Annotated in this window: 9 protein-coding genes, 1 tRNA gene and 3 pseudogenes; 7 read left to right on the top strand and 6 right to left on the bottom strand. The window is 70.1% G+C overall.

Going from position 1 to position 11,960, the window contains the following annotated elements:
* Nucleotides 1–13 precede the first annotated feature (13 nt).
* Entirely contained in the window at nucleotides 14–238 is a 225-nt protein-coding gene (locus tag ACQ86M_RS06445) for a hypothetical protein (RefSeq protein WP_431247475.1), read from the top strand.
* A gap of 21 nt (nucleotides 239–259) precedes the next feature.
* Here the strand turns inward: ACQ86M_RS06445 and ACQ86M_RS06440 are convergent, their stop codons facing one another.
* The 5 genes from ACQ86M_RS06440 to ACQ86M_RS06420 form a co-directional block, all read right to left on the bottom strand.
* Nucleotides 260–688, bottom strand: coding sequence for a VOC family protein (locus tag ACQ86M_RS06440; RefSeq protein WP_431247474.1), 429 nt, complete (start codon nucleotides 686–688; stop codon nucleotides 260–262).
* Between the two features lie 127 nt (nucleotides 689–815).
* Nucleotides 816–1,883 (bottom strand): zinc-ribbon domain-containing protein, encoded by a 1,068-nt coding sequence (locus tag ACQ86M_RS06435; RefSeq protein WP_431247473.1) that lies wholly within the window; start codon nucleotides 1,881–1,883, stop codon nucleotides 816–818.
* A gap of 66 nt (nucleotides 1,884–1,949) precedes the next feature.
* Nucleotides 1,950–2,705, bottom strand: coding sequence for a DUF1295 domain-containing protein (locus ACQ86M_RS06430; protein WP_431247472.1), 756 nt, complete (start codon nucleotides 2,703–2,705; stop codon nucleotides 1,950–1,952).
* A gap of 64 nt (nucleotides 2,706–2,769) precedes the next feature.
* Nucleotides 2,770–2,845, bottom strand: a tRNA-Val gene (locus ACQ86M_RS06425).
* Nucleotides 2,846–2,953: 108 nt separating this feature from the next.
* Nucleotides 2,954–3,424 (bottom strand): peroxiredoxin, encoded by a 471-nt coding sequence (locus ACQ86M_RS06420; RefSeq protein WP_431247471.1) that lies wholly within the window; start codon nucleotides 3,422–3,424, stop codon nucleotides 2,954–2,956.
* 157 nt (nucleotides 3,425–3,581) lie between these two features.
* Here ACQ86M_RS06420 and aceE point away from each other — a divergent pair, with 157 nt between their 5' ends.
* The 6 genes and pseudogenes from aceE to ACQ86M_RS06390 all read left to right on the top strand — a co-directional run bounded on the left by aceE (nucleotide 3,582) and on the right by ACQ86M_RS06390 (nucleotide 11,169).
* On the top strand, nucleotides 3,582–6,308 hold the full coding sequence (gene aceE / locus ACQ86M_RS06415; protein ID WP_431247470.1) for a pyruvate dehydrogenase (acetyl-transferring), homodimeric type: 2,727 nt from the start codon (nucleotides 3,582–3,584) through the stop codon (nucleotides 6,306–6,308).
* A gap of 7 nt (nucleotides 6,309–6,315) precedes the next feature.
* Nucleotides 6,316–7,526, top strand: a pseudogene (locus tag ACQ86M_RS06410) (PucR family transcriptional regulator).
* An 85-nt stretch (nucleotides 7,527–7,611) separates the two neighbouring features.
* A pseudogene (locus ACQ86M_RS06405) lies at nucleotides 7,612–8,531 on the top strand (ACP S-malonyltransferase).
* A complete protein-coding gene (locus tag ACQ86M_RS06400) occupies nucleotides 8,531–9,535 on the top strand; it encodes a beta-ketoacyl-ACP synthase III (protein WP_431247469.1) in 1,005 nt (334 codons plus the stop codon). Before ACQ86M_RS06405 ends, ACQ86M_RS06400 begins: the two are co-directional and overlap by 1 nt.
* A gap of 42 nt (nucleotides 9,536–9,577) precedes the next feature.
* Complete coding sequence (locus tag ACQ86M_RS06395) at nucleotides 9,578–9,829, top strand: acyl carrier protein (RefSeq protein WP_018190963.1); 252 nt, start codon at nucleotides 9,578–9,580, stop codon at nucleotides 9,827–9,829.
* Between the two features lie 105 nt (nucleotides 9,830–9,934).
* Nucleotides 9,935–11,169 (top strand): annotated as a pseudogene (locus ACQ86M_RS06390) (beta-ketoacyl-[acyl-carrier-protein] synthase family protein).
* A 153-nt stretch (nucleotides 11,170–11,322) separates the two neighbouring features.
* Here the strand turns inward: ACQ86M_RS06390 and ACQ86M_RS06385 are convergent.
* Nucleotides 11,323–11,826 (bottom strand): DUF3145 domain-containing protein, encoded by a 504-nt coding sequence (locus ACQ86M_RS06385; RefSeq protein ID WP_431221245.1) that lies wholly within the window; start codon nucleotides 11,824–11,826, stop codon nucleotides 11,323–11,325.
* Between the last annotated feature and the right edge of the window lie 134 nt (nucleotides 11,827–11,960).

The raw sequence follows: 11,960 nt of genomic DNA, 5'->3' as shown, positions 1-11,960 counted from the left end.
TTTCACTTGGCTCATGAAGACGCGCGTGAGCTTCCTCCGGCAGGGACTGGAGGTGTCGGAGATCTCAGACCACGAGTGGCGTGTCAGCGACACCCGGGTCGCCGCGCTCGGTGCGCCGCCCGTGGTCGGCTTCATCCTGCAGCTCGACGCCATGTTCGAGGTGACGCAGATCGGCCGGCCCGGCCGGCGCACCTACTTCCGGTCGTTCGAGGCCGCGATCAACGAGCTGCGCGGCTGACGGCCCGGCCGGCCCCGGGCGTCAGCCGGCGGACTCCTGCGGCGCGCCCGCGATGTTGATCAGCCACTGAACGCCGAAGCGGTCGATCGCCATGCCGAAGCTGTCGCCCCAGGGCGCCTTGTTCAGCGGTTCGACCACGTTGCCGCCCTCGATCAGCTTCTGCCAGTAGCCGGTCAGCTCCGCCTCGTCGTCGCCGCTCAGCGAGATGGAGATGGCGGACCCCTGGTTCAGCTCCATGTGCGCGGGCACGTCGGCGGCCATCAGGGTGAAGCCGCCCGGGGTCGTGAGCTGCGAATGCATGATGAGGTCGTTGTCGGCCGGGTCTTGGGCCATCTGGAACTCGGCGAACGTGCTGCGCTGCACCTCCCCGCCGAACACGGACTGGTAGAACTCCATCGCCTCCCGCGCCGACGCGCGGAAGTTGAGGTACGGGTTCAGGATCGACGGCATGGTGTCCTCCTCGTGAGAGCTTCGTGGATGCCGGTTCGCCGCTCAGCGTAGCGAGCACCTCCGACACACCGCCAGAGCCCTGCCGCGCGGAAATGCAGGCACAGTGCCGTCGCGTGCGCCGGCCGCGTCAGCGCCGGTAAGCGGCGACGAAGAGGTCTCCGCGGATCTCCCCCAGCCGCGCCAGGATGCGGTCGACGAGCGCATCCGTCACCCCGCCCGCCGACACGTCGTAGGGCCCGATCGGCTGCAGCTTGCCGCAGCGGACGCGGATCACCTCCCAGCCGACGGCCCGCAGCAGGCGGTCCTTGCGCCGGTCCGACGCCTCCCGCGGCCCGACGTGCTCCAGCCCGTGCCGCCCGGCGGTGTCGTACTCGATCGCGACCGTGAGCTCGGGCAGCAGGATGTCCGGCCAGACTTCCAGATGCGAGTGGAACGGCTTCGCGACGCGCACGGCGTTCATCCCGAGGTCGACGTCGAGCCGCTCGCCGAGCCGCCGCTTCAGCTCCGGTTCGGCGGCGGATGCGGGCGCGGGCGCCCAACGGCTGACGAACGCCTCCCCCATGGCGACCCGGTCGGCACCGGCCCGGGCATGCCGGCAGATCGGGCAGCGGCGGCCGCCGAGGATGCGCTCGATGCTCGCCTGGTACGACGGATGGCCCGCCTCGCACTGCCACGAGTACGTGCCGGCGGTGCCGTTCTCCGCCGAGACGGCGACCCGCGATCCGGGCGCCGCCATGCTCACCAGCTGCTCACGCGACAGCGCCTCCCGATCGAGCCGCCGGCAGAGGTAGCACCGGTCGTCGTCGGTCTCGGCCTCGATGCGCCGCGGATCGCGCGCATGGCCGCACACGTGCATCCCGGCGTCCGGCCCGGCGACCCGTACCCGCCGCGGCGCCGCCGCCTCGGCGCACTGCGGGCACCAGGCCGACCGCCGCCGCGTCCCTCCCGGGCGCGCCCGCTGCTCCTCGGGCGTCGCGACGAAGCGGTGCCCCGAATCGCACTCCCACACCAGGAACACGTCGGCCGCGGGCGGCACCTGCGTCAGTGTGATCCCGTGATTGAGGTCGGGGTGGTACTGCCGCACGAGCACCGGGTACCGCTCCCAGTCGGTGCGGAAGCTGCCGATCGGGTACGGCACCGCCGCGCCCTTCGACCACTGGCGGCGCGCCCACCACTGCTCGACGCTCTCCGGCACGACGCATCCCTCCCTCTCGTGAGAAGCGTAGGCGCGACCACCGTCACGAGCGTCCCGGCGAACGCCTCACAGCACGAACGGGATGAGCGCTCGCCGCTCCGGGGGATACTCCGCGAACGTCTCGCGGTACCACCGGTGGTTCGCCATGGCCCGCGGGGCGAGGTTGGCCGCCGTGTAGAGCGCGAACGCCGCGCCCGCCAGGGACCACGTGGCGACCGCCCACCCGGTCCACTCGACGATCTCGCCCAGGTAGTTGGGGCTCGACACGTACCGGAAGCCGCCGCCCCGCGGGATGCGGTACCCGCCCTGGCCGTGGCTGCGCAGCCGGCGCAGCGTGCGATCGGACTGCGTGTTGAGGGCGAATCCGGCCGCGAACAGCGCCACGCCGATCCAGAACCGCGGGTCTGCGAGCCAGGCGGCCGGGTACGTGCCGTACTGCGAGATCCACCGGGCGTTCACCCAGGCGTTGAGAGTGTTGAAGGTGATCGCCAGCAGCATCACGACCACCGGCATCCGCGACCCCGAGCGCATCAGGAACGGGTAGACGAACGCCCGGTAGACGTAGTGCACCAGCCAGAGCGCCAGGAACAGCAGCGGCACCAGCTCGGCCCGGTGCGACCCGAGCAGGAAGAACACGACGAACAGGATGGACGCGGGCGCCTCCATGACGACCCAGCCGACGCGCGACGGCACGGTCGGCCCCCACCCGCCGCGCCCGTGCCGCCCGCCGTACGGCGCCACGACGAACTGCAGCGCGACGAACGTCACCGCCGCCAGGGCGAGCTCGGCGTACACGAACCAGCGGTACGGTCCCTCAGGCATGCGGTCAGGCTACCGATACGGACCAGTGGATGCGCTACCGCTGCTGCGCGTTCGCTGCGGGGTGTGGTGGGCCCTGCCGGGATCGAACCGACGACATCCACGGTGTAAACGTGGCGCTCTACCAGCTGAGCTAAAGGCCCGGGATGCCGACCAGCCTAGCCGGTCGGGAACGGAGGAACGAGCGGGCGGGAACCGGCGCGAACTCCTCCGATTCCGACGGCCCGCGGCGCGATCCGCGGACGGGAGGGTCAGACGTGCGCCAGCAGCCGGTCGAGCGCTGCGCGGTACGCGTCGATCGAGCGGGCCTCGCCGGGGGCGGTGATGAACGACTGGCGGATGATGCCGCGGTCGTCGATGAGGAACGTCGCGCGGTTCGCGAATCCCTTCTCCGCCAGGAAGACGCCGTACTCCTTCGCGATCTCTCCGTGCGGCCAGAAGTCGGCCAGCAGCGAGAAGCCGTAGCCCTCCTGCTCCGCCCAGGCGCGCAGCGTGTACTTGGAGTCGACCGAGATGGCCAGCAGCTCCACCCGGTGGTCCTCGAACAGCCGGAGGTTGTCGCGCAGCTCGCACAGCTCACCCGTGCACGTGCCCGAGAACGCGAGCGGGAAGAAGACCAGCGCGACCGCTTTACGGCCGCGGAAGTCGCTCAACCGGACCGTCTCGCCGTACTGGTTGAGCAGCTCGAAGTCGGGAGCCTGGGTGTCGTTCTCAAGAGCCACGAGCAGACAGCATAGACCGGCCCGCGCACGCCGCCAAGCGGGCGGTCACCACCACCCGCGGAGTGCGGCTAGGCTGAAGGATGGTGTCCGCGCTTTGTCGAGAACCGACAGCCGAGCGGCATCTTTCGATCCATCCGACACAAGAAAGAGGTCGAGGGTGACTGTAAACGACCAGGACCCGTACTCGGTGAACAACATCGACTCGGACCCGGAGGAGACCGCCGAATGGCGTGAATCCCTCGACCAACTGGTTGCGGCCCAGGGCCACGAGCGTGCTCGCGAGATCATGCTCAGCCTGCTGAAGCGCTCCAAGGATCTGCACATCGGCGTCCCGATGGTGCCGACCACGGACTACATCAACACCATCTCCCCCGAAAACGAGGCGGAGTTCCCCGGCGACGAGGAGATCGAGCGCCGCTACCGTGCGTGGATCCGGTGGAACGCGGCCGTCATGGTGCACCGGGCGCAGCGTCCCGGCATCGCGGTCGGCGGGCACCTCTCGAGCTACGCCTCGAGCGCGACCCTCTTCGAGGTCGGCTTCAACCACTTCTTCCGCGGCCAGGACCACCCGGGCGGCGGCGACCAGGTCTTCTTCCAGGGCCACGCCTCCCCCGGCGTCTACGCCCGCGCGTTCCTCGAGGGCCGGCTGAGCGCCGACCAGCTCGACGGCTTCCGCCAGGAGAAGTCGCACGCCGGCGGCGGTCTCTCCAGCTACCCGCACCCGCGCCTCATGCCCGACTTCTGGCAGTTCCCGACCGTGTCGATGGGTCTCGGCCCGATCAACGCGATCTACCAGGCGCAGCTCAACAAGTACCTCACCAACCGCGGCATCAAGGACGCCTCCGACCAGCACGTCTGGGCATTCCTCGGCGACGGCGAGATGGACGAGGTGGAGTCGCGCGGCCAGCTCCAGGTGGCGGCGAACGAGAAGCTCGACAACCTCACCTTCGTCATCAACGCGAACCTGCAGCGCCTCGACGGCCCGGTGCGCGGCAACGGCAAGATCATCCAGGAGCTGGAGAGCTTCTTCCGCGGCGCCGGCTGGAACGTCATCAAGGTGATCTGGGGCCGCGAGTGGGACGACCTGCTCGCCCGCGACAACGACGGCGCCCTGGTCAACCTCATGAACCAGACGCCGGACGGCGACTACCAGACGTACAAGACCGAGAACGGCGCCTACGTGCGCGAGAACTTCTTCGGCCGCGATCCGCGCACGCTGGAGCTCGTCAAGGACTACACCGACGACCAGGTCTGGGGCCTGAAGCGCGGCGGCCACGACTACCGCAAGGTCTACGCGGCCTTCAAGGCGGCCGTCGAGCACAAGGGCCAGCCCACCGTCATCATCGCGAAGACCATCAAGGGCTACGGCCTCGGTCCGTCGTTCGAGGGCCGCAACGCGACCCACCAGATGAAGAAGATGACGCTCGACAACCTGAAGGCGTTCCGCGACGCGATGCGCATCCCGGTGGCCGACGCGCAGCTGGAGGAGAACCCCTACCTCCCGCCGTACTTCAACCCGGGCGCGGAAGACCCGACCATCCAGTACCTGCACGAGCGTCGCCGCGAGCTCGGCGGCTACGTGCCGGAGCGCCGCACCAAGTACACGCAGTTTGACCTGCCGGACGACTCCGCCTACGCGATCTCCAAGAAGGGCTCGGGCACGCAGGAGGTCGCCACGACCATGGCGTTCGTCCGCCTGCTCAAGGACCTGCTCCGCTCCAAGGAGTGGGGCCACCGCATCGTCCCGATCATCCCGGACGAGGCCCGCACCTTCGGCATGGACGCGTTCTTCCCGAACGCGAAGATCTACAACCCGAACGGCCAGCACTACACGTCGGTCGACCGCGAACTGCTCCTCGCCTACAAGGAGAGCCCGCAGGGTCAGATCATCCACGTCGGCATCAACGAGGCGGGCGCGGTCGCCGCGTTCACCAACGTCGGAACGTCGTACTCGACGCAGGGCGAGCCGCTCATCCCGGTGTACGTCTTCTACTCGATGTTCGGCTTCCAGCGCACGGGCGACGCCCTCTGGGCGGCGGGCGACCAGATGGCGCGAGGCTTCCTGATCGGAGCCACGGCCGGTCGCACCACGCTGACCGGTGAGGGCCTGCAGCACGCGGACGGCCACTCGCCCCTGCTCGCCTCGACCAACCCCGCGGTCGTCGCGTACGACCCGGCGTACGGCTACGAGATCGGCCACATCGTGCGCGCCGGTCTGGAGCGGATGTACGGCGGCAACCACCCCGACCCGAACGTCATGTACTACCTGACCGTCTACAACGAGCCGATCGTGCAGCCGGCCGAGCCCGAGGGCGTGGATGTGGACGGCATCGTCCGCGGCATCCACCGCCTGCGTCCCGCCGAGAACCAGGGCCCGAAGGCGCAGCTGCTCGCCTCCGGCGTCTCGGTGCCGTGGGCCCTCGAGGCCCAGCAGCTGCTGGCGCAGGACTGGGGCGTGTCGGCCGACGTCTGGAGCGTCACCTCGTGGGGCGAGCTGCGCCGCGACGGCCTGAAGGCGGAGGAGCACAACTTCCTCTACCCGCAGCAGGAGAAGCAGGTGCCGTACGTCACCCGCAAGCTGCAGGAGGCCGACGGCCCGTTCGTCGCCGTCACCGACTACGAGCACGCCGTGCCGGACCAGATCCGTCAGTTCGTGCCCGGCGAGTACGCGACGCTCGGCGCCGACGGCTTCGGCTTCTCGGACACCCGCCCGGCGGCGCGCCGGTTCTTCAAGATCGACGGTCCCTCGATCGTGGTCCGCACGCTCGAGCTGCTCGCGGCTCGCGGCCAGGTGGACCCGAACGCTCCGGCCTGGGCGATCGAGAAGTACCTGCTGCACGACGTGAACGCCGGCACCACCGGCACCGCGGGCGGCGAGGCGTAACAGCCCCGTGCCTGCTGCGGTGGAGAGGACGAAGCCCGAGACGCTCGCGTGGCTGCGCAAGATCTCGGGTGAGCTGGCCACGACCACGCTCAAGAAGCTCGAAGACACCCTTCCCTGGTACCGCGACATGCCACCGGGCCGGCGCTCCGCCGTCGGCCTGGTGGCGCAGGCGGGTATCTCGTCCTTCATCTCGTGGTACGATGACCCGCGTTCGACGCCGTGGATCGCCGCGGATGTGTTCGGCGCGGCGCCCCGGGAGCTTCTACGGAGCGTCAGCCTGCAGCAGACCCTCCAGCTGATCAAGATCACGGTCGAGGTCGTCGAGGAGCGGGTCAAGAGCGCGGGCGGCGAGGACCTCCGCGAGGCGATCCTGCTGTACTCGCGCGAGATCGCCTTCGCGGCCGCCGACGTCTACGCGCGCGCGGCCGAGGCCCGCGGTCTGTGGGACGCGCGGCTGGAGGCGCTCGTCGTCGACAGCATCCTGACCGGCGAGTACGACGACGAGCTGCCCAGCCGCATCGCCGCCCTCGGCTGGCACGGCCACGGCGAGGTCAGCGTGCTCGTGGGCACCGCGCCGAAGATGCTCGACGTCGACCAGCTGCGCCGAACCGCACGCCACATGTCGGCGGATGTGCTGATCGGCGTGCAGGGCAGCCGCCTCGTGCTGGTGATCGGCCGCGCCTTCCCCAGCAACGACGCCCCCGAGGATGCGATCGGCCCGACGCCGGTCATCTCCTTCCTCGAGATCGCGCAGCAGCTGGAGCCGGGCTTCGGCCCCGGTCACCTGGTGCTCGGCCACGAGGTGCCCAGCCTGGTGGATGCGTCGAAGAGCGCGAAGGCGGCCCTCGCCGGGTTCGCCGTGGCGAAGGCCTGGCGCAACTGCCCGCGGCCGGTGCACGCCGACGACCTGCTGCCCGAGCGGGCGCTGGCGGGCGACGGCCTCGCCCGTGCCACCCTGATCAGCCGCATCTACCGTCCGCTGCAGTCGCACTCCACCGAGCTGCTGACCACGCTGTGGTGCTACCTCGACAACGGCCGCTCGCTCGAGGCGACGGCCCGGGAGCTTTCGTGCACCCGAACACCGTGCGGTACCGCCTCAAGCGGGTCTCCGAGGTGATCGGGTGGGATGCGACCGGCGCGCGTGAGGCGCTCATCCTGCAGGCCGCGCTGATCGTCGGCTCGATCAACGAACCGGATTCGTCGCGTCGCGGCGGCTGACTTGTAGACAGCCACAAAGCAATCCCGGAAGACTTCGTATACATCCGACACATCCGCTGGGCGGAAGATTGGCAGACTGGAAACCGTGATCGTCATCGTGTGCCCGGGCCAGGGATCCCAGACCCCGGGCTTCCTTACGCCGTGGCTGGCCGAGCCGTCGTTCCGCGACCAGCTCACCGGCATCTCCGACGCGGTCGGCATCGACCTGGTCGCACACGGCACGGTGAGCGACGCCGACACCATCCGCGACACCGCGGTGGCGCAGCCGCTCATCGTCTCCGCCGGACTGCTGACACTCTCGGCACTGCTCGCCGACGGACGCCGTGAGCGCGTCGGCGGCATCGCGGGCCACTCGGTCGGCGAGCTGACCGCGGCGGCCGGCGCCGGCGTGCTGAGCGAGACGGATGCGGTCGCGTTCGTGCGCGAGCGCGGCGCGGCGATGGCGAAGGCGGCCGCCGAGGTGCAGACCGGCATGAGCGCGGTCATCGGCGCGGACGAGACAGAGCTGCTCGTCCGCCTCGACGAGCTGGAGCTCTCCCCCGCCAACTACAACGGCGGCGGTCAGATCGTGGTCGCCGGCGCCCTGGATGCGCTGGCCAAGCTCGCCGAGAACCCGCCGGCCCGCGCCCGCGTGATCCCGCTGCAGGTCGCCGGTGCCTTCCACACGCGCTACATGGCGCCCGCGGTGCCCGCGCTCGAGAAATTCGCGGCCACGCTCACGACGAACGACCCCACCCTGCGGCTGTGGACCAACAAGGACGGCTCCGAGGTGACCGACGGCGCCGAGTTCCTGCGGCTGCTGGTCGGGCAGGTCTCCTCCCCGTCCGCTGGGACCTCGACATGAAGGCCTTCGAGGAGGCCGGGGTCACCGGACTCATCGAGGTCGCCCCGGCGGGTGCCCTCGCCGGCCTCGCCAAGCGCGGACTCAAGGGCGTTCCGACCGTCGCCATCAAGACGCCGGACGACCTGCCCGCCGCGTTCGACCTCATCGACCAGGAAGCCTGATGACACACCCCACCCTGCAGCAGTCGCACGGACCGCAGTACACCCGCATCCTCTCGATCGGGGCCGCCCGTGGCGACCTGGTCGTCCCGAACGACGACCTGGTCGGCCCGATCAACTCCTCCGACGAGTGGATCCGCCAGCGCACGGGCATCATCACGCGCACGCGCGCCAGCGCCGGAATCCTCGCCGTCGACCTCGCCACCGAGGCGTCGAAGGAGGCGATCGAGAAGTCGGGCGTCGACCCGAAGCTGATCGATGCGGTCATCGTCGCGACCGTCTCCAACGTGCAGCAGACGCCGTCCATCGCCGCCGTGCTCGCGGACCGGGTCGGCGCGAATCCGGCAGCGGCGTACGACATGAACGCCGCCTGCGCGGGCTATGCGTACGGCATCGCTCAGGCCGACGCCCTGATCCGCACCGGCGCCGCGCACTACGCGCTCGTCGTCGGCGCCGAGAAGCTCTCCGACGTCGTCGACCCCACCGACCGCACGATCTCGTTCCTGCTCGGAGACGGCGCCGGCGCGGTCGTCATCGGGCCGAGCGACTACCCCGGCATCGCCAAGACGGTCTGGGGCTCCGACGGCTCCAAGGCCGACGCGGTCGGGATGAGCAACACGCTCATCGACTACCGTGACGGCGCGGGCCCGTGGCCGACCCTCCGCCAGGAGGGGCAGACGGTCTTCCGCTGGGCCGTCTGGGAGATGGCCAAGGTCGCCAAGAAGGCGCTCGACGAGGCGGGGGTCACCCCGGACCAGCTCGCCGCGTTCATCCCGCACCAGGCCAACATGCGGATCGTCGACGAGTTCGCCAAGCAGCTCAAGCTGCCCGAGACCGTCGCGATCGCCCGGGACATCGAGACGACGGGCAACACCTCGGCCGCATCCATCCCCCTCGCGACCCACCGGCTGCTCGAGGAGCATCCGGAGCTCAGCGGCGGACTGGCGCTCCAGATCGGCTTCGGCGCCGGTCTGGTCTTCGGCGCCCAGGTCGTCGTGCTGCCCTAGACTGTTTCCCGGTCACAACGACACCCCCAAGGAGAGAAAACCATGGCATTGTCCACCGAAGAAGTTCTTGCCGGCCTGGCCGAGCTCATCAACGACGAGACCGGCATCGCGACCGACACGGTTGAGCTGGACAAGTCGTTCACCGACGACCTCGACATCGACTCGATCTCGATGATGACCATCGTGGTCAACGCCGAGGACAAGTTCGACGTCAAGATCCCCGACGAAGAGGTCAAGAACCTCAAGACCGTCGGAGACGCGGTCGAGTTCATCGTGAAGGCGCAGAACGCCTGAGGCCCCGAGCCTGATTTCTTCCGCGCGGGCGGCGCACCCTCGTGTCGCCGCCCGCGCGTGCGGAAGCGCCCTGCTTCCGCCTCTCGACACACGGAGACTGCCGTTATGACCAAGAAGATCGTCGTCACCGGGATGGGCGCATCGTCGCCCCTCGGTGGCACCGCCCCCGACAGCTGGGCCGGGCTGCTGGCCGGCGAGTCCGGCACGCGCACCCTCGAGCACGACTGGGTCGCCCGGTACGAGCTGCCGGTCACCTTCGCCGCCGAGGCGAAGGTGCGCCCAGAAGAGGTGCTGGAGCGCCCCGTCGCCAAGCGCCTCGACCCGTCGAGCCAGTTCGCCCTGATCTCCGCCATGGAGGCATGGGAGGATGCGGGCCGCCCCGAGGTCGCCCCCGAGCGGCTCGGCGTGGACTACGCGACCGGCATCGGCGGCGTCTGGACCCTGCTCGACGCCTGGGACACCCTGCGCGAGCGCGGCCCCCGGCGCGTGCTGCCCATGACCGTTCCGATGCTCATGCCCAACGCGGCCTCCGCCGCCGTGTCGATGCACTTCGAGGCCCGTGCATTCGCACGCACCGTCGCCTCCGCGTGCGCGTCGAGCACCGAATCCATCGTCAACGCGTACGAGCACCTGCAGGCGGGCCTCGCCGACGTGGTCATCGCCGGCGGTACCGAGTCGGCCATCCACCCGATCACGGTCGCGTCGTTCTCGTCGATGCAGGCGCTCTCCCGCCGCAACGACGACCCGGCGCACGCCTCCCGCCCCTACAGCGTCGACCGCGACGGCTTCGTCATGGGCGAGGGCGCGGCCAGCCTCGTGCTCGAGACCGAGGAGCACGCGCTCGCCCGTGGCGCCCGCATCTACGCGGAGCTCGCCGGCGGCGGCGTGACGGCGGACTCGTACCACATCACCGCCAACGACCCCGAGGGACGCGGTGCCAGCCGGGCCGTGCACCTCGCGCTGAAGCAGGCGGGCGCCTCGCCCGACGACGTCACGCACATCAACGCGCACGCGACGAGCACGCCGGTCGGCGACCCGTCGGAGTACGTCGCCCTGCGCGAGGTCTTCGGAGACCGCGTGCACAGCATCCCCGTGTCGGCCACCAAGGCGTCGACCGGTCACCTGCTCGGCGGCACCGGGGCGCTGGAGGCGGTGTTCTCGATCCTCGCGATCCGCGACCGCCAGGCTCCCCGACCATCAACATCACCGAGATGGATCCGGCCATCCCGCTGCAGGTGAAGGGCGAGCCCCAGCCTCTGGGCGACGGCGCGCAGCTGGTCATCAGCAACTCCTTCGGCTTCGGCGGCCACAACGCCGTCGCCGCGTTCCGCAGCTACTGATCCGCGGACGCGTCTGCGGCGTTTCGGAACGCCTGCCCCTGCTCGCGCCGCCGCAGACGTTCCCGCGGACAGCAGAAGGCCCCGGTCGAATCGACCGGGGCCTTCTGCGTTTCACCGCCTGCGGGCGGCCGGAGCCCGGCCCGCCGCGGGAGTTCAGCCGACGTTGTGCAGCCAGATGACCGACGTGTCGTCGTGGGCGTGGCGGAACGGCTCCAGCTCGTCGTCCCACGCCTGACCCAGCGCGAGGCGCAGCTCGCGGTGCAGTTCGAGCGCGTTCGAGCCGGCGATCTCCATGGCGTAGCGGATGCGGTCCTCCGGCACGACCATGTTGCCCGCGGTGTCCACCTGGGCGAAGAAGATGCCGAGGTCGGGGGTGTGCATCCAGCGCCCGCCATCGGTGCCGTGGCCGGCGTCCTCCGTGACCTCGTAGCGCAGGTGCTCCCACCCGCGCAGCGCGGAGGCGAGCCGCGCGCCGGTGCCCGCCGGACCGTCCCAGAAGAACTCCGTGCGCTGGGCACCCTTCAGCACGGGCTGTGCCTCCCAGGTGAAATTGACCGCCCGACCCAGGGCACGACCGGCCGCCCACTCGATGTGGGGGCAGAGCGCGCTGGGAGAGGAGTGCACGTAGAGCACCCCTCGAGCTGCGTGTGCCGACATGATTCTCCTCCGTTCGTTGGTGCGTCTTCCCCTACGACCAGGAACGGGATGGAGTGCTTCGGCGTATGAAGTTGGATGCGCTCGCGCGCGTTGCCACCATTGTGCACGAGAACCGCGGGTAGTTACAAGATTGT

The sequence above is a fragment of the Leifsonia xyli subsp. cynodontis genome (assembly GCF_050632205.1).
In the GTDB taxonomy this organism is placed as follows: domain Bacteria; phylum Actinomycetota; class Actinomycetes; order Actinomycetales; family Microbacteriaceae; genus Leifsonia; species Leifsonia xyli_D.
The sequence above is the reverse complement of the archived record's forward strand: the minus strand, read 5'-3'. Positions and strand labels throughout refer to the sequence as shown.